At 45.0% G+C, this 22,155-nt stretch carries 18 protein-coding genes; 10 read left to right on the forward strand and 8 right to left on the reverse strand.

What is annotated here, in order from left to right; genetic code table 11:
* Positions 1-18 precede the first annotated feature (18 nt).
* Positions 19-354, forward strand: a complete 336-nt coding sequence (locus A3C46_00950) for an RNHCP domain-containing protein (GenBank protein OGQ21820.1) — start codon at positions 19-21, stop codon at positions 352-354.
* 485 nt (positions 355-839) lie between these two features.
* On the forward strand, positions 840-2,594 hold the full coding sequence (locus tag A3C46_00955; protein ID OGQ21821.1) for a hypothetical protein: 1,755 nt from the start codon (positions 840-842) through the stop codon (positions 2,592-2,594).
* Between the two features lie 5 nt (positions 2,595-2,599).
* Here the strand turns inward: A3C46_00955 and A3C46_00960 are convergent, their stop codons facing one another.
* The 3 genes from A3C46_00960 to A3C46_00970 are packed head-to-tail and all read right to left on the reverse strand — an operon-like array spanning position 2,600 to position 6,485.
* Positions 2,600-4,468: a hypothetical protein gene (locus tag A3C46_00960; protein ID OGQ21822.1), complete on the reverse strand. Its 1,869-nt coding sequence runs from the start codon at positions 4,466-4,468 to the stop codon at positions 2,600-2,602.
* Between the two features lie 58 nt (positions 4,469-4,526).
* Entirely contained in the window at positions 4,527-6,167 is a 1,641-nt protein-coding gene (locus A3C46_00965) for a chaperonin GroL (protein OGQ21823.1), read from the reverse strand.
* 24 nt (positions 6,168-6,191) lie between these two features.
* Positions 6,192-6,485, reverse strand: a complete 294-nt coding sequence (locus tag A3C46_00970; protein ID OGQ21824.1) for a co-chaperone GroES — start codon at positions 6,483-6,485, stop codon at positions 6,192-6,194.
* Between the two features lie 244 nt (positions 6,486-6,729).
* On the opposite strand from A3C46_00970, the gene A3C46_00975 reads away from it, so the two are divergent.
* The 3 genes from A3C46_00975 (at position 6,730) to A3C46_00985 (ending at position 11,011) form a co-directional block, all read left to right on the forward strand.
* Entirely contained in the window at positions 6,730-7,701 is a 972-nt protein-coding gene (locus A3C46_00975) for a hypothetical protein (GenBank protein OGQ21825.1), read from the forward strand.
* Positions 7,702-7,809: 108 nt separating this feature from the next.
* The gene (locus A3C46_00980) at positions 7,810-9,186 is read left to right on the forward strand and encodes a hypothetical protein (GenBank protein OGQ21826.1); all 1,377 of its coding nucleotides are present in this window, start codon (positions 7,810-7,812) and stop codon (positions 9,184-9,186) included.
* Positions 9,187-9,235: 49 nt separating this feature from the next.
* Positions 9,236-11,011: a hypothetical protein gene (locus A3C46_00985; GenBank protein ID OGQ21827.1), complete on the forward strand. Its 1,776-nt coding sequence runs from the start codon at positions 9,236-9,238 to the stop codon at positions 11,009-11,011.
* A 5-nt stretch (positions 11,012-11,016) separates the two neighbouring features.
* On the opposite strand, the gene A3C46_00990 is transcribed toward A3C46_00985, so the two are convergent.
* From A3C46_00990 to A3C46_01005, 4 genes are read right to left on the reverse strand one after another with little or no spacing between them, the layout of a single operon-like run.
* Positions 11,017-12,666 (reverse strand): hypothetical protein, encoded by a 1,650-nt coding sequence (locus tag A3C46_00990; GenBank protein OGQ21828.1) that lies wholly within the window; start codon positions 12,664-12,666, stop codon positions 11,017-11,019.
* Positions 12,663-12,893 (reverse strand): membrane protein insertion efficiency factor YidD, encoded by a 231-nt coding sequence (locus A3C46_00995; protein OGQ21829.1) that lies wholly within the window; start codon positions 12,891-12,893, stop codon positions 12,663-12,665. The genes A3C46_00990 and A3C46_00995 overlap by 4 nt, the downstream gene beginning before the upstream one ends.
* Positions 12,890-13,228 carry a ribonuclease P protein component gene (locus tag A3C46_01000; GenBank protein OGQ21830.1) on the reverse strand — a complete coding sequence of 113 codons (339 nt, stop codon included), beginning with the start codon at positions 13,226-13,228 and terminating at the stop codon, positions 12,890-12,892. The genes A3C46_00995 and A3C46_01000 overlap by 4 nt, the downstream gene beginning before the upstream one ends.
* Complete coding sequence (locus tag A3C46_01005; protein OGQ21831.1) at positions 13,225-13,362, reverse strand: 50S ribosomal protein L34; 138 nt, start codon at positions 13,360-13,362, stop codon at positions 13,225-13,227. Before A3C46_01005 ends, A3C46_01000 begins: the two co-directional genes overlap by 4 nt.
* Before the next feature lie 180 nt (positions 13,363-13,542).
* On the opposite strand from A3C46_01005, the gene A3C46_01010 reads away from it, so the two are divergent.
* The 5 genes from A3C46_01010 to A3C46_01030 all read left to right on the forward strand — a co-directional run bounded on the left by A3C46_01010 (position 13,543) and on the right by A3C46_01030 (position 21,654).
* Positions 13,543-14,874, forward strand: a complete 1,332-nt coding sequence (locus A3C46_01010; GenBank protein ID OGQ21832.1) for a chromosomal replication initiation protein DnaA — start codon at positions 13,543-13,545, stop codon at positions 14,872-14,874.
* A gap of 248 nt (positions 14,875-15,122) precedes the next feature.
* Positions 15,123-16,229 carry a DNA polymerase III subunit beta gene (locus A3C46_01015; protein OGQ21833.1) on the forward strand — a complete coding sequence of 369 codons (1,107 nt, stop codon included), beginning with the start codon at positions 15,123-15,125 and terminating at the stop codon, positions 16,227-16,229.
* A gap of 3 nt (positions 16,230-16,232) precedes the next feature.
* On the forward strand, positions 16,233-17,354 hold the full coding sequence (locus A3C46_01020) for a hypothetical protein (GenBank protein ID OGQ21834.1): 1,122 nt from the start codon (positions 16,233-16,235) through the stop codon (positions 17,352-17,354).
* A 54-nt stretch (positions 17,355-17,408) separates the two neighbouring features.
* The gene (locus tag A3C46_01025) at positions 17,409-21,158 is read left to right on the forward strand and encodes a DNA gyrase subunit B (protein ID OGQ21835.1); all 3,750 of its coding nucleotides are present in this window, start codon (positions 17,409-17,411) and stop codon (positions 21,156-21,158) included.
* 82 nt (positions 21,159-21,240) lie between these two features.
* A complete protein-coding gene (locus tag A3C46_01030) occupies positions 21,241-21,654 on the forward strand; it encodes a hypothetical protein (GenBank protein OGQ21836.1) in 414 nt (137 codons plus the stop codon).
* Here A3C46_01030 and A3C46_01035 read toward each other — a convergent pair.
* Complete coding sequence (locus A3C46_01035; GenBank protein ID OGQ21837.1) at positions 21,640-22,125, reverse strand: hypothetical protein; 486 nt, start codon at positions 22,123-22,125, stop codon at positions 21,640-21,642. The genes A3C46_01030 and A3C46_01035 overlap by 15 nt on opposite strands.
* Positions 22,126-22,155 lie beyond the last annotated feature (30 nt).

A 22,155-nucleotide genomic window follows, 5' to 3' on the forward strand; every position in this document is an offset into this window, starting at 1 on the left:
CCTTTATAGTGGGAAATCATGTCTCTTCCTACCAAAAAATTTCGCGTTCTTAATGAAGGATTTGTCTGTGATCATTGCGGGAAATCAATTCTTCCGACTTCTCATGGCACGCCACGCAATCACTGTCCCTTCTGTCTTTATTCCAAACATGTCGATGTGAATCCCGGCGATCGCTCCAACCATTGCAGGGGGCGTATGAAACCAATCGGGGTCGAAATGGAAGGGAAACGCGGATACATGATTCATCATCGTTGCCTTCAATGTCACGCAGTGCAGCGTAATCGTGCGGTCATCAATGATCCTCAAGCAGATGATTTTGAAATGTTACTGGAACTCTCCCAAAAAAAAATTTAAGAAAATTATTTCATCATGTCAGCCTGCGTCATTTCTACGACGCGACAAGCCTTGTGATCACTTTCTCTGTTCTGAATACTTCACACCATCGATGTTGATGTTCCCTTTAACAGCTCCCACATGATGTGTGGGGTGCAAGGAGGTATCAGATGGATACGGTAAAAATCAGTAGTTTGTTGTTGCTCATCGGAGGTTTGGTCCACACCTTTCCACCGCTTGGGAAAAATCTGACCGCGATTTTTGGTGGCGATCCGCTCCTTCAAATCGGAATTGGCGTCCTTTCGCTGATTGTGGGGTTCGTTACCTTGAAAAAAGCTTTGGCATAGAATTTCAAAATCCTTTAAAACAAAGCCCTGGGCACTCCAGGGCTTTTTTGTGTGTACATGAAGAAAAGGAGAGATTCCAGTTGACGGTGTTACGATGGGTGTGAAACGTACAAGGCATCGATATCAGAGGCTGCTAAGCCTTGTGAGAAGACAGGCCCTATGAAAAAAATTTTCCTCTTCCTCGTATTTCTTTTTTTCTCGAATTCCGTATTTGCGGACTTAACACCGCAACAACGGCTCGATGATGCAACACAACTGATCAATCTCTATCTTCATCGCTATGCTCCCCTTACCTGGAAAGAAGAGCTTCTCGGTATCGAATTTGAAGAATTAGCAGAGACTCTTCGTGATCGAGCAGCGAGCGCCAAAAATGATCTCGAATTTTATGATGCTCTGCTTCGTTTTGTCAGCAGTTTACAAGATGCTCATCTCTTTGCGAATATTCCTTCAACACATCGTTCTTTTTTGGGATTTAGTGTTGACGATTTCAATGGCGAAATCCTGATTACCGATATTGATCGACATCTTCTCTCCGAAGAAGCTTTTCCATTTCAAGTTGGAGACACGCTTGCTGCTCTCGATGAAAAACCAATTGATGATGTGCTTGAGACCTTGATGCCCTATCGCACCTTCGGACATACTCCTGCAAATCGAAGAATAGCCGCGATCTTTCTTACTTTTCGACCTCAAGCGCTTATCCCCTTTATTCCGCGTGGAAAAATTTCGGTCAAAGGAATTTCTTCAAAAAATGGAGAAGAGATCACTGCAGAATTAGAATGGAAACATCATGGCACTCCGCTCGCTGAATTTACAGAACGAGCAACTGCGATTCCTTTCTTGACGAAAGCGATAGCGCTCTCGAAAAATGACGTTCTCCGCACTTCGTTTCCTCTGCTCAGTCCTCAAGAACGATGGAGTGAAATCATCGCTGGAAATCTTTTTCCACACGACCCTTTCTTTCCTCCATGGGAAAGTTTTCACGTTCGCGAAACAGATCCTTTTGTTTCAGGAACGCTCGATTTTGCAGGAAAAAAGATTGGATTCATTCGCATTAACACCTGGTACTTTACAAACCTCGATCACATGATGGATGTTTTTCACTTCTTCGCGCGCGAAATTCAGTATTTTCAACAAAACACCGATGCTCTGATTATTGATCAGGCTGGTAACGGTGGGGGGAATCCATGCATCATGGAGGCTGTTGCAGGAATGCTTATCCAAGGTCCTTTTCGAGGTTATGAATTTCGACTTAAAGCCACACGTCCTTGGCTCCTCGAATTTGAAAACGCACTCCAACAAATAAAAGAAGCAAAACTTTTCCATGAAGCAAAACTTTTTGAACAAAGCGTTGAAAAAATTAAAATCGCTTTAAAAAATGGGTATGCATTTACAGATCCGTTCCCGATGTGTTCTTTGGATGGTCTTCTTCCGCAGCCAAAAATTGAAGGGAAACGCATTTTGTATACCAAACCGATTCTTCTCTTAATCAATGAAACCGCTTGTTCAGCTGGAGATATGTTTCCCGCACTCCTTCAAGATGCTGGGGTTATGACCCTTGGTACTCGCACTGCTGGCTGCGGAGGACACATCGAAATCGTCGACAATTTGGGCTTTTCTGACTTAACCGTCTCGGTCACCGGCTCTTTGATCGTACGTCCAAAACCAACGTCATCTCACAATGGTCAGATGACCCGATATATTGAAAATATTGGGGTCACTCCTGATATTGAATATCCCATTACAGCAGAGGAATTTCGAAGTGGCTATGTGGGATATAAATCTGCAATTGAAGAGACGATTTTAAGTTTGATTGAACGCTCAATCGATGCGTCATTGCGAGAAGCTTCAGCGACGAAGCAATCTCCTGCAGACAGTGTTCACGAGAGATCGCCACGCCCTTCGGGCTCGCGATGACATTCTCAAAATTCAATTGTACTTGTCACGCGAGCGATCCAGGCAAATTCAGCTTTGTCGGTCGGAATAGGATTAATGATAGAAGCGGGATTAAAGAGTTGGACTTCGATGTCGTACGCTCGTCCTGGCAAAAGGCCTCCAACTTCGAGTGTCGTCAGTAAATGTTCAAAGAGCTTTGCTTCAAAGGATAGGTCCACTTCAACTCCATACCAACGCTTCCACATGCTGCTGGTCGTTTCCGTTAAACGGGGAAGGTTCGCAGTTCCGGTAAGAGCCGAAAAATCGATATCAACATTTCGTTTGTGGGCCCACGCTGTCACCACTTGTCCCCCAATTTTCCACCACTCGCCCCAACGTGCAGCGATATCAAATCGATGTTTATATCCGGTACTGACATACAACGTATTGTTCACATAATTGCCAGTAATGGGAACTCCACCTGCGAGCTGCTCACCAAGTGTAGAATCAAAGAAAGCAGGACTTGTCCCGAGCGGAATATTGAACATCAGCAACGCAATTTTGTAATCAGGTCGAAACCCGAGCTGCGTGATACGGGAAGAGAGAATATTTCCATCCCCTTGAGCAAATCCAGATTTTAAATTCAGTTCTCCCCCAAAATCATATTTCGCATCCCCTTCAAACGCAGCCATCACAACACGGATCGGTTGTTCTGCCGGCATACAAATGATACCGCCTGTTCCGCAAGGATTCGCGGCACTTGCAGGTTGGATCCCTTGAAAGTTAATCCCATCAGCGGCAACTCCGGTGGTTACTTTTCCCCCTAAAAAAATCCCTTCAAGTTGAAAGCGATAGTTTTTAACTTCGTAGCGACCATACATATCGCCAAAGAAGAGATTCGTATCGCCATCAAGTCCTGACTCAAGCGTTGTCGTTGTTCCACCACCAGCCGGTGCTGTCACGGTCGTCGTTGTGCCCCCTTCAGCCCCATTTCGGCGACGATAGCCACCAAAAACACCGAAAGCAGCATCATCTGCATCATAAAGAAGAAAAAGAGCATATTGATTGGTATCGCGACCGTTATTGAGAATCGTGTCGTTAAAACCGCTTATCCGCGGATCTTCTTGAATCTCAAATGGAATGTCCCAGAGAAGTCCTGCTGACATCGCTCCTTGTGTAAGTTCAAATTGCGAAATGTAGAGAATGCGATCGACCATATCACCAAAATCGCTGTCACGATCGCGACCATCGTGTTGAAAAATACCGAGCCCCCAATGAGAGGGTTGACGTCCAATTTTGAAAAGCCCGATAGGACTTAAAATTTCTCCCCATGCTGCGCGTACGTTGAGCGAACCATTTTCTCCTGCGTTTCCTCCCACTTGATAAAAGGACCCTGCTCCCGCAGGAAGCGTCAGTGTTCCCACCACCGGCTGATGAATGGTGAGTTGCCGGCGCTCACTTGTTCCAAAAAGGACATTATCGAGCACATCAAAAATGCCGTGTACCGCGAGCCAATCGTTGACTTTGAGATTCGGTTCCAAGCGAAGACGCATCTGATTATAGGCGAGAATGCCGATGCGATTATTGGAGTTCGTAATACTTCGATTTCTGGTTTGAAGATCGATGTTTTGATTCGTAACAACTCGCGCGCGATAATAACCATGCGTTGAAAAATCAACTGCTTGCGCCGTGGAAGGAAGCAAAAAAAATAAGAACCCACAAAAAAGCCAACGCTGTCGAACAAAAAGTCTCGAGGGCCGCGTCCCTCTGCGGGACGACCCGCATCGGTCGCTTACGCTCAGCGATTTTGTTGGTTGGATCCCACTTGAGAAAATCGCTTCCGCGATACCCTCTGCGACTTTTTCTTCGCGCGTTGGCTCGAATTTCATAGAAGCAAGCTCATATCGAAATCGCACAAAAAAGAAAAGGCGACTTTATCAGTCGCCTCTTCGAAAAAACATCTGAGATAATTTTTTAGTACATTCCGCCCATGCCACCCATACCAGCAGCTCCACCGGCAGAAGCATCAGCTTTTTTCTCATCTGGCTTCTCTGCAATCATGGCTTCGGTCGTAATCATCAAACCAGCAACAGAGGCTGCGTTTTGGAGTGCCGTACGCACCACTTTGGTCGGATCGATCACACCTGATTGGAAAAGATCTTCAAAGACACAGGTTTGAGCATTGAAGCCTTCGCCTGCTTTTCCTGACTTAATTTTATTCACCACGACTGCACCCTCCCAACCTGCGTTCTGGGCAATCCAGCGAGCAGGAGCTTCAAGAGAGCGACGAATAATATTCACACCATGAACTTCATCTCCCTCAACCTTGACGGAATCAAGGGCTGGAAGGGTACGAATGAGCGCTACACCGCCACCTGGAACGATACCTTCTTCTACGGCGGCGCGTGTTGCATGAAGTGCATCTTCGACACGAGCTTTCTTCTCTTTCATTTCAGTTTCCGTCGCAGCTCCAACATTGATCACCGCCACACCGCCAGTTAATTTTGCACGACGTTCTTGAAGTTTTTCGCGATCGTAATCAGAGGTTGTTGCTTCAATTTGAGAAGCAATTTGTTTAATGCGGCCTTGGATATCTTCTGGTTTCCCTGCACCATCAACGATCGTTGTGTTTTCTTTATCGATCGTAATGGTTTTGGCATTTCCGAGATCATCAAGAGAGACATTCTCAAGTTTAATTCCGAGATCTTCGGTAATCACTTTGCCGCCGGTTAAGACTGCAATATCTTGCAACATCTCTTTGCGACGATCGCCAAATCCAGGCGCTTTTACTGCGGCAACGTTCAGCGTGCCTCGGAGCTTGTTCACCACAAGAGTCGCCAAAGCTTCACCTTCAACGTCTTCTGCAATAATCAACAGAGGACGGCCAATTTTAGCAATCTGCTCCAGGACCGGAAGAAGATCCTTCATCGCTGAAATCTTCTTTTCATTAATCAAAATCAGAGGATTGTTGAGAACAACTTCCATTCGCTCTGGGTCGGTGACGAAATAAGGAGAGAGGTATCCACGATCAAACTGCATTCCTTCCACGACTTCCAGCGTTGTTTCCATTCCTTTTGCTTCTTCAACTGTAATCACGCCCTCTTTCCCAACTTTTTCCATAGCTTCGGCAATATAATCACCGATTTCTTTGTCACTATTCGCAGAAATAATACCGACTTGAGCAATGCGTTCTTTATTTTTGATTGGCTGGGACAATTTTTTCAGCTCTTCGACACACGCAGCGACAGCTTTATCAATACCGCGCTTTAACGACATAGGATTATGTCCAGCAGAAACTAAACGTTGGCCTTCGCTAAAAATAGCCTGAGCAAGGACCGTCGCTGTTGTCGTTCCGTCACCTGCAACATCAGAGGTCTTGGAAGAAACTTCTCGGACCATCTGAGCACCCATGTTTTCAAATTTATCGGAAAGTTCAATTTCCTTGGCAACCGTCACACCGTCTTTGGTGACCGTTGGGCTTCCAAAGGATTTTTCAATGACAACGTTTCGACCCTTAGGACCAAGTGTCACTTTTACCGCATTGGCGAGTTTATCAACGCCTCTACTAATTTTCTTTCGAGCCTCTTCACTAAATAAAAGTTCTTTTGCTGGCATGGTGATCTCCTTTTTAAATAATCGTTACTTCGTAATGACACCGAGGACATCGTCCTCGCGCATGATGGTATATTCTTTTCCGTCAATCTTCACTTCGCTTCCGGCATATTTCGAGAAGAGAATCGTATCTCCTACTTTCACATCAAGAGGCTGTACGGTTCCATTGTCGAGAACTTTGCCATTTCCAATAGCAACCACTTTTCCTTTTTGGGGTTTTTCCTTCGCAGCATCAGGAATAATGATGCCGCTTTCTGTTTTGCTCGCATCCTCTGTCCGTTCCACGAGGAGTCGATCCTGCAGGGGGCGAATGAGCGCCATATGTTTCCTCCTTATAAATGGTTAATATTACTAAGTTTTTATCTTTTAGCACTCATCTCATGTGAGTGCTAGCGATGAAGCGTGCCTCTATATAATGATGAGCATCCTCCCTGTCAAGGCTCTATTTCACTTTTTTGACAACCACATGACTCTTCATGCCGAAGATGTGGGAGATCGACTCTAACGCAATGCATTCGTGCAGTGCGTATTGTGAAATCAATCGTAGAAAGAATAAAAACTGAGCATGAAAAAAATCTCCTTCATGATAATAATGATCGTGACGATAGTCCAAGGTTGTACCAAAGGTGGCGAAAACATGCCTGTTTTTGTGGAGCCCTCCAATTCTGTTTCCACCAACGAAACTCCTGCTTTAGAAGAAGAGATCGCGGCAGTGACAGGACTCGAAAAATTGATTTATCATGTGGGACCCGTTGATCTGGAAGCCCATACCGATTCCGAAACCATGCTCGATCGTCCTCTTTTGATGAGGTTTCAACTCGACAAACCGATGTGGATTATCGGTTTTGAACCAAAAGTAGTTGATGGAAGCGGAAAAACACTCCCTTCTGAACTCCTTCACAGCGCCCTTGTATCGAATATGAATGAAGAAAATCCTCTTTGTCGGAAAGGAAGTAGTGGAAATCCATTTGTTCTTGCCTCATCTCTGCTTACCAGTGTGAATTTTCCAGAAGGATATGGCTATCCCATCTCCCCAAAAGACACACTTGAAGCTCGAATTGTGTTTAAAAATCAAACTGATGAAAGTTTTGTCGATGTCTTTTACGAAATTGTCCTGCTTGCAAAACCGATGAATGAATTTGTCGCTCTCAAAAATCTGAAACCGATGTTGGTTGAATTTGATCCCTGCAATCATACTCCGCTCGAAATTGAACCTTCTCTTTTTACTGAAAAAAAGATGAGTTATGAATTGCCTGTCAGTGGAAACCTCCTCACCGCCGTGGGAGTTCTTCAAGATTTCGGATCAACCATCACCCTTCAGAAAGAAGATTCGTCCGATCCTGTGTGGAAAACAGAGGCTATTGTCGATGAAAACCATCATATCGAAGAGATGATCAATAATCCTTTTGAAGATCCATCGGGAATTCCATTGAAAGAGGGTGAAAAAATCGAACTTTCGGTCGGTTTTGACAATTTTTCTGATCGTTGGATCAATGATGCTTTACCAGGAGTTTTGCTCTATCTTTCAGGTGAGTAAAAGTTATATCTCTTCTTGCACAGAATATATTTTTAGATAAACCTTCTTACCTAAGCCTACCGAAGCAACAAAATTTGATTTCTGACGAGAAATCATCTGAGGATATTTATGGTCTGTCGCACTGAAGTTCATTTTCTTTCTCTTCTTTTACCTGCAAGCTGTGGCCCAGATCCTGATGAGTGTATTCCACCCATGATTGGGTTCAATCACTGTAAAACTGACGCATCAACAGAAGAAGAAAAAAAACCGCCTGTGCTGGATGCATCGAAAAGAGCTGATGTTGGAGACGTTGACGTTATAACTCCCGATGCGGGGGGATTAGATCCCCTCGATAGTGGAATGCCAGACAGCTCTGTAATGGATGCCGGCACCAGTTCCACATCTTATGGCCTCTTTTTTACACCACTCACTCCAAAACCAGCATGGTGTGATTTTCCGGCAAGCATGAATGCTTCGAGGAACGAAAATTTTGAGTCCTTGAGTCTCTACTGTCCTTCCCCTGACGGTTATCGTGTGTCTGCGATGGACATGCGCGGTGGTCGGCCATCCATATGGTCCACGCGCACGGCGACAGTTCCAGGAACAGGCTCAAATCACCTCGATTTGCCTGATGGCAATCAAGTTGTCACTTTTACCGCAGGGACTGACGGTTTTGCGATCGTTTCTTCTGAGGGAGAGATTCAACCCATTCACCCTACTTGGTTTGGAAATTTGACTATCACGTCTACTGCAGGAATCATTACCGCTCCTTCTACATTTCCTTCGGGAATTGCACTTGCTGACCGTGATCTCGGTTTCAGTATGAGTAATTTTTTTCCACCAAGCCATTATGCCAAAAGTGGTCTTATCATTTACTTTGCTTATGAAAATGGGAGCGTCGATACAGAAAGAGCTTATGCCCTGTTTCCTTCGGGTTCAAACACCACAGGACTTGCCGATTACAATGGTGATTTTATTTCTTTAAGCTCTAATGTTCATTTTCCTATGGTTGGCCGTGGAGCTTTTCTCGATCGACTCCGCCCTGAAACAGGAGAGCGTGTCTGTAGCGTGGGACCACTTACAGACCTTCAAGATCGTCCCATTACCGCTCAAGTTTCTCCCCATCTTGAAGTGACTCCTGATGGCGTTGCTCTTGTCAGTTGGTCAGGTCAGAGTAGCGGCATCATGTTCATTGATGTCAATACGTGCACAGTCGTGAGAAAAGAGAGTCTCGATGGTATTGCAGGCCGCTTCAGTTTTATCTCAAGCACCATCTCGTATTGTTTTGGAGACAACAATTGTCGCGCCATTCTCGTCGATTTTGGAGGAATGCCTGAGGCTGCGGCGGTGATTGTGGTGGATATGAGAGAAGAAGGGAGACAACCCGTTTTGTATCAACCGCTTCCAAATGTGACCTACGCTGGTCCTGCGGCTGCGCTTGGAAATAGCGTTGTCGTCGCTGTAGATACACAGCTTCGGGTGGCTCCTCTGCACCTTTTACGTTAACCTCAAATCCTTCGTTGTTCCGATCTAAATCCTGTGATAAATTAACTACATGCAATCTTTCTTTTTCATGTTTTTTTTATTGCTCGTGGGATGCCCCTCTGGGTTGAATTATAATACGGCAAGCGTCAATCTCGCGGGCGTTTCCCCCACTCTCTCTGCGCCAACGAAGGCGGCTGTTAAATCGACGCTCATTCAAAATAATCAGTTTGGCATTGTTTCCGGACTTGGCTTGACCTCCATAACACTCCCGGCCTGCACCAAAAGTGATGGATCTGCAGTCGATTTTTCTGTCACCTATACAGTCTCCGGACTTCCAACATGGCTCAGTTTTGATTCCATCACTCGCGTGATTTCATTAAAAGATGTATCGAGTGTTCCCACAACCAACAAAAACACTCGTCTCGATTTTACCTACACCTGCACTGCAACTGATGATTCCACCGTAAGTGAGTCTGTTGATTTTAGTTTTAATGATTACGATGACGATCTTGCTTTAGATACATGGGAGTTCTACTATTCAGGTCGACCGATCGTCGATGGTTCTGGTTGGTTTTGGGTCACGCCACAAAATAATACCCTCTACCTTGGTTCGTGCACCGCACTTCCCTTTCCCACAGCTCTTGATGTCCCCTCCGCAGGGCTTGATTTTGACGATGTCACAACGCTCACCACTGATATTGATGGCGATGGCGTCTCCTGGATCGACGAAATTACTGCAGACACAAATCCTTATGTGGCAACTTCGAATGGCACATTTGGAAGTAACACTGACTATACCTCTGCCTCTGATTTTTTTGGAACCATTGCGGTACTTGATGCCAATGAAGATGGTCGACTCGATTTCGTTTTCGGCGCGCGAGGTTTTTTTCTCGATAGCACGGTGGTTTCGCTTTTTTTGGGCAACGGTGATGGAACGTTTCAGGCAAGGAGCGACATCACGGTTGTCGATCAGCCTTTTGGACTTGCAGCAGGAGATCTGAACTGTGATGGACATATGGACCTTATTGTCTCCAGCGCTGATGATCTGACGACCGGTGGCGATACGAATGATGGTCACGCCTTTGGCGTGCTTCTTGGTCGAGGCGATGGGACTTTTGGCTCGCTCAGCAGTTTTGAAACAAGCACACAACCGAGTCCTCTTGCTCTTGGCGATATGGATGGTGATGGTGGTCTCGATGTCGTGATTGGAAAAACAGGTGGAACGCTTTCGGTGCATCTTGGGGATGGAGCAGGTTCTTTTGGAAGTGAAATCGCAACTTCAAGTGGAATCTTTATTGCCGAGACTCTCGTTGCCGACATGGATGCTGATGATTTTCTCGATGTCGTTCTCATCGGATCCAACGGAGTCGGACTTCTTTTTGGAAAAGGTGACGGCACGTTTGAAACACCGATTACGAGTAGTTTAGGAACTTTCCCCAGCAATGGGACTCTGGGAGATTTCAATGCCGATGGACTGATCGATATTGCAGTGAGCGATTTTAGCGAAGATAAAATCTACATTCTCCTTACCAACGCGTCGTTTTCAGTGAGTACGATGGTTCAAAATGCGACAAGTTATGACACCGGCGATCAACCGACTGAACTTTCTGCCGCTGATTTTAATGGAGACGGCGATCTCGATATAGCGCTTATCAGAAGCGGATTCGCGTCGACCTCCTTTTCCATTTTTTTGGGGAATGGCGACGGAACGTTTCAAACTGGCGTTGCCTATACAACGGGCTCAGCGGCACACGCCCTAGCAATTGGAGATTTTAACGGAGATGCAAAAGTCGATCTCGTCAACTCTAACTTTTTTACCACCATGTCCGTCCATCTTAATCAGTAAATGCCTCACGCTTTTTTGATCCTGCCCCGCATGAGATCTCGAAACCGAATGTCGTGATTATACATCCACTGTTGCAACACGCTCATCACCGTGTTGACCAAAATATAAATCACAAGCCCTGAGGGGAGAAAAAGCATAAATGCCGAAAACATGATCGGCATGAGCATCATCATCTTTTTTTGCATCGGATCAGCGCTTGCGCTTGGCATCAGTTTTTGCTGAAGCACCATAAAGATACCGAGTAAAATGGGGCCAATAAAATACGGATCGGGCGCGGAAAGATCTTTATAAAACCAGAAAAACGGCGCGTGATAAAGTTCAACGGAATTCCACAGCACTTTATACAGGGCGACATAAATCGGGAGCTGAAGCAGCATGGGCAAACATCCGCCAGCGGGATTGACTTTATGTCGCTTAAAAAGAAGCATAGTCTCTTGATTCAAACGCATCTTGTCATTTTTGTATTTTTCTTGAAGCTCTTTTAGTTTTGGCTGAAGTTCTTGCATGGCTTTCATCGACTTCATCGATTTTTTTGAAATCGGATGAAGAAGAAGTTTGATGAAAACAGTTAAAAGAATAATCGCCACTCCATAATTATGAACCACTCCGTAAAAGAACTTTAAAAGTTGCAAGATAGGAACGGCCACGATCGCAAACCAACCGTGATCAATCGCCTCATCTAGGCGTGCTCCCACGGTTTTCAGTTGGTTGATCTCTTTTGGCCCCAGATACACCGAAAAGGCATGCTCCTCGATTGCTTTCGGAGGTAGTATTTTTTTCGCAAGCGTCATCGCTGAAAAAAGTTTCCTCGCCTTTTCTCCTTTTTCAGGAAAAGGAGAAGCGCCGTAGTGAGCTGAGAGACCTGTTCCTTGCACTCGTGGAATCACCGAAGAAATAAAATAGCGGTCCTCAAGACCAGACCAGTAAAGAGCCCCGGGAGCTTCGTTCATTTCGGAAAGATTCATGGTGTTTTGAAATCGCTCCACCTTTCCATCTCTGTAGAGCGTCGGGTGTTTTTCGCTGGTCGGAGAAGGAGGAGGTTTCAAAAAGCTCAAAAATCCGGTCGCCCCACCAGAAATCGTTGCCCCGTGTACAGCAAGAGAAGCGCGTTCTTGCAACGTTCGATCCGTGAGATTGTGCAATGAAATCGTCACATCAACAACATACCGATCAGGTCGAAATTCCAATTTTTTCGTGAGCTCCACTTCAGGAGATCGCCATTGATAGGTAATGGAGGCGTCATCTTCGGCAAGAATTTTATATCGGGGTATTTTCGGAAAAGAAAAATTCGCGTCAAAAAACTGGAGGTCCAGAGAAGGATCAGCAGAAATTAAATCCAAAGGAGAACTCGTCGAATCAGGCGCTTCACGATGGCCGTGTACTTTCCACGACGTGATAACTCCGCCGTCATTGCTCACTTCAGCGGTATACAGATCGTTGCGAATCGTCGCTGTTTGAATCGCAATCTCTACTTCTTTCCGCACCACAGAGGCTTCCCCTTGAGCTTGAGACTGCGTCTCTTTCTGAGGAGAAGGCGCCGGGGTCTTTTCTTCAACGATGCGAGGATCCGGTTTCGGTTGAAAAAAAGTAAACCAACCGATGAGCACAAGCGCTGAAAGCCCAATAGCAACGATACCGCGGTGTTCGCTTTTCATCGAAAATCTCCCTGTGAGGTGTGAAGAGGGTCATATCCAAATTTCCCGAAAGGATGGCAACGACACAGTCGCCTTATTGTCATCCAAAGCGCTTGCGGCCACGCATAATTGGCAAACGCAACATGAGCATAATGAGAACAACTCGGAACATAACGACAACTTCTTCCGAGAAAAGGAGAGAGAAAAATTTGATAGAACCGAATAAACGCGAGGCATAAAATTTTCACTTCTCTTCTCCTTTGAGTTTCGCTTTCAAATGGAAAAGCGCTTTTTCGAACTCTTTCCGAAGGATCGCATTTGAAAGAGAGGCTGCGGAAACTTTGAGAATGACCACACAGTCTGCGAGGGGATAGAGTTCTTGATGCTGTCGAAAATGTTCTCGAACGACCCGTTTCATACGATTGCGCGTCACCGCTTTTCCCACATGTTTTGGTGTAATGACTCCCAGACGTTTTTTTTCTGAAATCAGCGCGGAAAGTTTTACGGATTGTGTCGCGACTGAAGTCCCACCTTTTCGAACCGCTAAAAAATCTTCAGATCGTTTGAGTCGTTGGGCGCTCACACCTGGGTTAAACGTTTTCGTCCTTTGGAACGACGCGCTTTTAAGATGTTTCGTCCCCCTTTTGTCTTCAGACGTGCTCGAAAACCGTGTTTTCCTCTTCGCTTGATTTTGCTCGGCTGGTACGTTCGCTTCATGAAATTCCTCGTGAAAAAATGTTTGCGGAATGTAGCGTTTCCTCACTACTTGTCAAGGAGCCAATTCTTTCGACGCGTTTTCCCTTGCACGTCATCTCGCTTTCGGATTAGGAAGTCTCTCACATATACAAAATAAAGTTATCCACACCTGTGGACAAACCTGTGAGTTACTCGAACACCATGCCAGACCTGCTACAACAGCTCAAAGAGAGGGTTTTTCATAAAATCAGTAGGCTTAATTTTTCGACCTGGTTTGAGCCGATCGAAGCAGCCAAACGAGAAGGCGAGAACTTTACGTTGGTGGTTCCCAACAAGTTTGTTGCGGACTGGATCCAGGACTACTATCACGATCTCATCAAACAAGAGCTCAAAGCTCTGACCAATCTCGATCACCGCATTCAATTCGAAGTTCGAGAAGAGACAGAACACGCAAACGAGACATCGGTATCTGGCAATGTGGAAAAAGTCCTTCCGGAGCGTATCCGAAACATCAGCCATTTAAATCCCAAATATACTTTTGATCGATTTGTCGTGGGAAGCTCGAATCAATTCGCCCATGCTGCAAGCAAGGCAACGGCAGAACTCCCTGGCGGAAACTATAATCCTCTCTTTCTGTACGGCGGTGTGGGGCTTGGGAAAACCCATCTTTTACATGCGATCGGTCTCGATATTTTACGTCAACGGCCAGAGCTCTCCATCGTCTATGTGTCGTCAGAGCGTTTTATGAACGAGCTGATCAATGCCATTCGCTATGAGAAAACAGCTGAGTTTCGACGAAAATATCGTGATATGTGCGATGTTCTTTTGATCGACGATATTCAGTTTATAGCCGGCAAAGAACGAACCCAGGACGAGTTTTTTCACACATTTAACACTCTGCATGAAGCGCAAAAACAGCTCGTCATGACCAGTGATAAAAGTCCGAAAGATATTCAAGGACTCGAAGAGAGACTTCGATCTCGTTTTGAATGGGGGCTTATTGCCGATATTCAAGCGCCCGACCTGGAAACCCGCATCGCTATTTTGAAGAAAAAAGCAGATGCTGAAAAACTCGGCTGTCCTGATGATGTCGCGATGTTTCTGGCAAGCTCCATTAAATCAAACGTGCGTGAGCTGGAAGGATCGCTTCTTCGTCTCAACGCCTTTGCCTCGCTCACCAAATCACCTCTCTCCGTCGATTTCGCGCGAGAGGTGTTAAAAAACGTGATCGACGACCGAAGGCAGCCGTGCTCGATTGAAGCCATTCAAAGAACGGTGGCAACATTTTATCAGGTGAATGTTTCCGATTTAAAATCACCCCGTCGCGTAAGGTCTTTTTCCTATCCCCGTCAAATTGCGATGTATTTGTGTAAGAAACATGCCGGCGCCTCTTTTCCTGAAATTGGACAACGCTTCGGAGGAAAAGATCACACAACGGTCATTCACGCGTGTCGGAAGATTGAAAAACTTCTTCAAGCCGACATAAAACTCAAAAACGACATCGAATCCCTCGAAAAAAATCTGACACATTGAAATCAACAGGCGTTGTGCATAACACTGTGTGTATTGTTCGGAAATCAGTGTTGACAACCTTCATCTGAGTGGACTAGCTCTGAAGACTGTGAATGACGTAGGTTTTTGCGAGAACTTTTCCCATGATGTCCTTTTTGAATTCAGCTCACACATCAACGCGTTATCTTACTTATCACCATATTCACAGCTCCTACGACTACTGCTATTTATATATTTATAAAGATATTTATTATTAGTAAGGGACAAACATGGAACTCAAAATTGATCGTGCTGCGCTTGTCAGAGAACTCCACCTCGTTCAAGGAATTGTCGAACGCAAAACAACCATGCCGATTTTGGCAAACGTTCTTCTCGAAGCAAAAAAGAAAAAGCTGATTACCACCGCTACTGATTTAGAAGTCGGAGTAACAAGCTCAGTCGAAGCTGATGTGACAAAAGAAGGACGCGTGACGGTTCATGCACGTGGTCTTTACGATATTGTCAAAGAACTTCCAGAAGAGACGATTCATCTGACAGTGAATGATAAAAATTGGATTCACATTCAGTGTGGTCGATCTGATTTTAAAATCGTCGGACTTGCGGCTGATGAATTTCCCGCACTTCCTCAAAAAGGGGATGGCGCTGCGGCATCGCTTCCCATTACCATGATGCTTGAGATGATTGAAAAAACGGCGTTTGCGATGTCAAACGATGAGACCCGCTATAATCTCAACGGCATTATGTTCGAACACGAAAAAGGGAAAAAGATTCGAATGGTGGCAACTGACGGGCATCGCCTTTCGATTGCCGAGCGTCCCTGCGACGCGAACATGAATACGTTTCCGGCAAGCGTGATTATTCCACGCAAAGGAGTCATGGAGTTGAAACGCCTCATCGAAGGGAAAGAGGGGAGCTTTGAACTCTTTGTCGACGCGAAACATGCCATTCTTCATCAAGGAAAAGTGACGCTTACGATTCGTCTCATTGACGGACAGTTTCCGCCGTATAAACAAGTGATTCCAAAAGAGAGTCGACGTGAAGTGGGTGTGAATCGTGAAACTATTGTGCAGGCACTGCGGCGTGTCGGCGCGATGTCGAGTGAACGCACACGCGGTGTTCGCTTTGCTTTTTCTCCAAAAAATCTTGAAATCTCGAGCAACAACCCCGATTTTGGGGAAGCCCACGAAGAACTGTCGGCAAATTATCGTGGAGAGTCGTTTGCGATTGGATTTAACGCGCGCTACGTGCTCGATGCTCTGTCGGTTCTTGAAGATGAAGAAGCCAAGTTGAAACTCGGTGATGATACGGCCCCCTGTGTGGTCACCAGTGAGTTTGATAAAGGTTTTACGCACATCATCATGCCGATGCGAATATGATGCATGAAAGTCCTCTCCCTTTCCCTGACACATTTTAGAAATTTTTCTTCTGAGCAGCTTTCTTTTGGAGAACGATTTAACATTTTCGTCGGCAAAAACGCTCAAGGGAAGACGAATATTCTCGAGGCCCTCTTTCTTTTTGCGACAGGGAGTTCTTTTCGTACCAGTGAATTCCGAAATTTGATCCAATGGCAGGAGCCACGCTCTTTTCTGGAGGCAGAGGTGGATCGGCCAGAAGGAAAAGACGTTTGGAGTTGTTCGTTAACAGCCAAAGAGAAACAGATTCATAAAAACGGCAAAGCTCTCTCTTCGCGTTTCAAGCGCGGACTCGATGTCGTTCTTTTTTCGCCCGAAGAAATTCTGCTCCTTCGCGATCTCCCTTCCGCAAGACGTGCGTATATAGATCACTTTGTCAGTCGCTTTTTACCGCAACATCGTCCCCTCGTTCGAAACTATGAAAAAATTCTTTCGCATCGAAATGCGATTTTGAAAGACGATCTTCTTCGCGACGAAGAGAAGCTGACGCGTTTGAAAGACTGGAATCGTCAGCTTTTAGTTCAAGGAACGCAGATCATACTCATCCGCGCGAGTGCAGTCGATGAACTCAATCTGGAACTCCAACGCCAATATGCCTCTATTGTTCGGAAAGATGAAGAAGCCGCTTTTGTCTACATGCCGTTTTGTGGAAAGATTGCGTTTATCAAAGGGGAGATTGAATCAAGGTTTGAAGAACATCTCGATCGAAGAGCGCGAGATGAGCTTATACGGAGAATTTCGCTTGTCGGACCACAACGGGATGATTTTATCGCTTCACTTTCCGGGAATGCGATTGCCCATTTCGGCTCTCAAGGAGAGCATCGCAGTTTTATTCTGGCGATGAAGGTGGCAGAACTTGAACTTACCAGCAAAAAAGAGGGGGCTCAGCCCCTCTTTTTACTCGACGACGTTGCAAGTGAGCTCGATGAAGCGCGGAATGCCTCTTTTTTTGAATATCTTCAACAAAGTCAGGGTCAAATTTTTATTACGACCACAGATATTCATCAGATTCGTTTTTCGAGCCATGACCACATCAAACTTTTTAACGTGAGCGCAGGCAAAGTGAAGTCTTTACTTTTTCCTCTCTGACCGTTAAAGAGAATCTCTTAAAAGAAGCGTCAAATGGCATTTTGAGGGGTTTCTATGGCAACGAATGAGACACGCGTGAAAAAAGAAAAAGCAGGTTCGTATGATGCCTCAAAAATTAAAGTGCTCGAGGGGCTGGATGCGGTTCGGAAACGGCCGGCCATGTATATCGGCTCCACCTCGGCCTCTGGACTTCATCACCTGGTCTATGAAGTTGTCGACAACTCTGTTGACGAAGCCTTGGCTGGATTTTGTACGGAAATTAATGTCACCATTCACATCGATAATTCCATTACCGTGGTCGATAACGGACGTGGCATTCCAGTTGATCTTCACGAAACAGAAAAAGTGTCTGCTGCCGAAGTGGTTCTCACCAAACTTCACGCAGGAGGAAAGTTTGGCGGCGAGTCAGCATATAAAGTTTCGGGTGGACTTCACGGTGTCGGTGTTTCGTGCGTCAACGCTCTTTCGGAATGGTTAAAGCTGGAAGTTCGTCGCGAAGGAAAAGTGTATGCCCAAAATTATAAACGAGGAAAACCAGAAGCTCCTTTGAAAATGGTCGGTAAGAGTTCTCGCACTGGAACCACGGTTGTTTTTAAACCAGATCACGAAATTTTTCCTGTTCTCGAATACTCTTTTGACACGCTTTCCGGACGGCTTCGCGAACTCTCTTTTTTAAATCGGGGCCTCAAAATTACGATTGACGATGAACGTGATAAAGAAAAACGCCATGAGTTTCATTACGAGGGTGGCATCGTCAGTTTTGTGGAGCATCTTAATCAACGCAAAGAACCTTTTCATGACCCCATCTATTTTGAAGCGACCAAAGACGATGTCATTGTGGAAGTCGCCATGCAGTGGAATAGCAGCTACAACGAAAATCTTTTTTCTTTTGCCAATAACATTAACACGCGGGATGGCGGAACCCATCTTTCAGGATTTAAATCAGCGCTGACGCGCACGATTAATCATTATGCTACGAAGAACGAGCTTCTGAAAAAATTGGCTTCTCCTCCCGAAGGGGAAGATGTTCGTGAAGGACTCACCGCGGTGATTTCGGTAAAACTTCCGAATCCGCAATTTGAGGGTCAGACCAAAGGGAAGCTCGGAAACTCAGAGATTGAAGGACTGGTCAAGCAGGCGGTGAACGATAAACTCTCTGAGTTTTTAGAACGTAATGGTCCTATTGCACGCAAAGTAATCACCAAAGTTTTGGACGCTGCTCGCGCTCGCGAGGCGGCTCGTGCTGCACGTAATCTCGTGCGACGCAAAAGCGCGCTTGAAACGGGAACGCTTCCCGGAAAACTTGCGGACTGCCAAGAAAAAGATCCGGCCGTGTCTGAACTCTATGTCGTTGAAGGAGACAGCGCAGGCGGTTGTTTTTCTGGGGACACAAAAATAGCTTTAGTAGACGGTCGAAATCTGTCGTTTCAGGATCTTGTAGAAGAATCTCAACAAGGGAGAGAACATTTTACGTATACGATGAATGCTCATGGCAACGTTGAAATTGCAAAAATTCATTCTCCTCGAAGAACAAAAAGAGATGCTGAGGTCATCAAAGTTGTTCTCGATAATGATCAGGAAATTGCTTGTACGCCAGACCACAAATTTATGATGCGCGATGGAACCTATAAACAGGCGAAAGATCTTTCCTCCGAAGATTCGTTAATGCCACTTTATCGAAAACTTTCTGAAAAACGTGAGTGGATGACGATTGCAGGTTATGAGCTGGTCTTTAATCCTGGCGAGGATCGTTGGGTTTATACGCACGTCTTAAGTGACCAATTCAATCTCCGCACTGGAAAATATAATGAACAAGATGGATCTGATCGTCATCACATCGATTTTAATAAACAAAATAATCATCCATCGAACATTCAACGTCTTCCAAAAGAAAAACATATGGAGTTACATAGATTGCATGCCAAGAAAACCTTACATCGCTACGACGTTATTGAGAAGTGTCGAAAAATTCGTCAAACAAAAGAATATCGAGAAAAAATTCAACAAACAATGCTTGCTCCATCGATGCGAAAACTTTTAAGCAAACGAGCCAAACAACAATGGAAAAATGAAGAGTATAAGGCCTCAATGAACGAAGCTTTTTTACGTTTTTATCATGCGAATACAGAATATCGTGATAAGAATCGAGCGCTTCTTGATCGTGAACAGCGACAATATTGGGCTGATCCAAAAAATCGAGAAATGCGTGCTCAACATGTTCGAGACTATTTTCAACAACATCCGGAACATCGACAACTTCTTTCTCAAAAAGCAAAGGAACAATGGGAAAATGAAGAATTGTGTCAGTGGAGACGCCTTAAAACAAAAGAACAGTGGACACCGGACTTTCGTGAACGACGAAAGAAAGCCTATAATGTGACATATCGAAGAAGTGCGCTCAAGGTTTTCAATGATATGTTGACATCGATGAATGTGATTGACGTGGAAGAATATGAGTCCATACGAAAAGAGACAAAAAATAAAAACCTTCTCAAATATGAAACTCTTTTGAATCGTTTTTTTGAAAAGGATCAATATAAATTCGTAGATGCCGTCTCATGTTTTAACCACCGCATTAAAAAAATCGTTCCCCTGAAAGAACGGATTGATGTTTATGATGTAGAAATTCCAGGAACGCATAACTTTTCGCTTTCATCCGGAGTTTTTGTTCATAATAGTGCCAAATCTGGACGAGATCGACGTTTCCAGGCGATTCTTCCGCTCAAGGGAAAAATTTTAAATGTGGAGAAAGCGCGTTTTGATAAAATGCTTTCGTCGGAGGAAATTCGTATTTTGATCACCGCGCTTGGAACCGGTATTGGAGAGAATGATTTTAACATCGAAAAACTTCGTTACCATCGCATTATTCTTCTTGCTGACGCTGATGTTGACGGAGCGCATATCCGAACCCTTCTCCTCACGTTTTTTTATCGGCAGATGCCGCAGATTGTGGAGAGAGGCTATCTCTACATTGGGCAGCCACCGCTTTATCGGGTGAAAAAAGGGAAGATAGAAAAATATTTAAAAAATGATACAGCCCTTGAAGATTTTCTCATTGAACTTGGTGTTGAAGGAATAAAAGTGACCGCAAAAGGAAATAAAACAGAAGTTTCTGGAAAAGCTCTCAAAAAACTCACCAAACAACTGGTTCGTTACGCCCAGTTGCTTCGCATCATCGAACGTCGTCGCGACCCTCGGGTCGTGGATGCTCTGGTTCAATCGCAGGCCGTGACCACAGCGCTTCTGAGTGGAGCAAAAAACAAGTTGGACAGCGCGATGGATGAAATCGCGGAGACGCTTCGCAAGCTTTCTCCTGAGCTTATCGATTTTACGGTCGATATTGCGGAAGATGAAGAGCACGATGCGTCGAAGATCATCTACAAAACCACCTACAACGGTTTTCCACATGAGACGGTCGTTGATATTCCTTTTCTCACCTCCCCTGAGATGGAAGAGCTGACCGCTCTTTTCAAGGAATTTGAAACTCTTGGAAAAGCTCCTTTTTCCATTTCTCACGACAGTGTTTCAAAAGAGGTCGCGACATTTCAGGGCATCAAAGATTATATTCTGAGCGAAGGACAAAAAGGTCAGGATATTCAGCGCTATAAAGGACTGGGAGAAATGAATCCCATCCAGTTGTGGGAGACCACGTTAAATCCAGAAAAACGTACCCTCCTGCAAGTGACGGTGGAAGATGCGGTTGAAGCTGATTCCATTTTCACGGTTCTCATGGGGGACGCTGTCGAACCTCGCCGCGAATTCATTGAGAAAAATGCACTCAACGTGCGAAATCTCGATATCTAATTCATCGCAACTCTTTTTTCTCTCTGACGATAAGAAAACAAATGAATCCTCTTCTTTTGAAGAAGAAAGAGAGAAATGAGTCATGATATATCTCCCCTATCTCGGATATCTCGCTTTGGCATCATTGCTTGGTGTTGTCGTTGCGCGTTGTGATTCGTGTGGGGCACGACGTAAGGAAATGGTGACGTCTGAAGTTTGGATTGAAGGTGAATGTAAATCTGACGCAGATGTACGTGCACGCGTTCGAGAAGCAACTGCGGATTTATGTGGTGAAGATGCTGAATGGGAACATGCTTGGCCGCCAGTAGATCAATATCATTGTCGACAAGGAGAGAATCAATTTATGGTCAAAGCTCTTGGCGATTGTTATTATCGAGGAATGTTTGGAGGCAAGAAGCAATGGGAGAGCACGCCTCCTCAAGAATTTGATACCGACTCGCAGGGCCGATGGCGGCGAAAATTAAAGAGTGAAAATGAACCATCACCCAATCTTTAAACTTTTCAAAAATTCCTGAAATGGTTTGTAATAATCTTTAAATTTATCGTTGGGGAAACTCGCCGTCATATTAATCGCAAGGCGCTCTTTGAGAAGTGTGACTTGCACCTGTTTCACAATTTGTCCCGGTTGAATGTTGGGCGCTGGACGATTTGGATTTTGTTGTTTCATGATCTCCGCCATGGAAGAGACATCCCAACTACAGATCATCATCTTGCCGCGAACACCGGAGATGGCGATATCTTTTTCGTCAGAAATTTTGAGATCTTTGATGCCGCGATTTTGAATCGACTCTTTTATTTTCGCAAAATAATCCGCAAGCTGCACTTCCTTTGGAAGATATTCTTTGGTAACAATAACATTGGGTTTAACGTTTTTATCGTCGCTTGGAAGTGTAAGGGTGAGCATTCCTTGAACATTCCAATCGTCTGGGATGTCGGCTAAAAATTCAGCCAGAGCAAGTTTTGACATAAATCCTCCTGTGTGAAAAAAGGAGTGTTA

The sequence above is a fragment of the Deltaproteobacteria bacterium RIFCSPHIGHO2_02_FULL_44_16 genome, assembly GCA_001798185.1.
Lineage (GTDB): Bacteria > UBA10199 > UBA10199 > 2-02-FULL-44-16 > 2-02-FULL-44-16 > 2-02-FULL-44-16.

Coding starts and splice junctions, on each gene's coding strand:
- A3C46_00970 (OGQ21824.1), bottom strand. CDS start 6,485: ATGGCGCTCATTCGCCCCCTGCAGGATCGACTCCTCGTGGAACGGACA.
- A3C46_00990 (OGQ21828.1), bottom strand. CDS start 12,666: ATGAAAAGCGAACACCGCGGTATCGTTGCTATTGGGCTTTCAGCGCTT.
- A3C46_01030 (OGQ21836.1), top strand. CDS start 21,241: ATGATATATCTCCCCTATCTCGGATATCTCGCTTTGGCATCATTGCTT.
- A3C46_00950 (OGQ21820.1), top strand. CDS start 19: ATGTCTCTTCCTACCAAAAAATTTCGCGTTCTTAATGAAGGATTTGTC.
- A3C46_01005 (OGQ21831.1), bottom strand. CDS start 13,362: ATGAAGCGAACGTACCAGCCGAGCAAAATCAAGCGAAGAGGAAAACAC.
- A3C46_01015 (OGQ21833.1), top strand. CDS start 15,123: ATGGAACTCAAAATTGATCGTGCTGCGCTTGTCAGAGAACTCCACCTC.
- A3C46_00965 (OGQ21823.1), bottom strand. CDS start 6,167: ATGCCAGCAAAAGAACTTTTATTTAGTGAAGAGGCTCGAAAGAAAATT.
- A3C46_00955 (OGQ21821.1), top strand. CDS start 840: ATGAAAAAAATTTTCCTCTTCCTCGTATTTCTTTTTTTCTCGAATTCC.
- A3C46_01010 (OGQ21832.1), top strand. CDS start 13,543: ATGCCAGACCTGCTACAACAGCTCAAAGAGAGGGTTTTTCATAAAATC.
- A3C46_01020 (OGQ21834.1), top strand. CDS start 16,233: ATGAAAGTCCTCTCCCTTTCCCTGACACATTTTAGAAATTTTTCTTCT.
- A3C46_00980 (OGQ21826.1), top strand. CDS start 7,810: ATGGTCTGTCGCACTGAAGTTCATTTTCTTTCTCTTCTTTTACCTGCA.
- A3C46_01035 (OGQ21837.1), bottom strand. CDS start 22,125: ATGTCAAAACTTGCTCTGGCTGAATTTTTAGCCGACATCCCAGACGAT.
- A3C46_00975 (OGQ21825.1), top strand. CDS start 6,730: ATGAAAAAAATCTCCTTCATGATAATAATGATCGTGACGATAGTCCAA.
- A3C46_01025 (OGQ21835.1), top strand. CDS start 17,409: ATGGCAACGAATGAGACACGCGTGAAAAAAGAAAAAGCAGGTTCGTAT.
- A3C46_00985 (OGQ21827.1), top strand. CDS start 9,236: ATGCAATCTTTCTTTTTCATGTTTTTTTTATTGCTCGTGGGATGCCCC.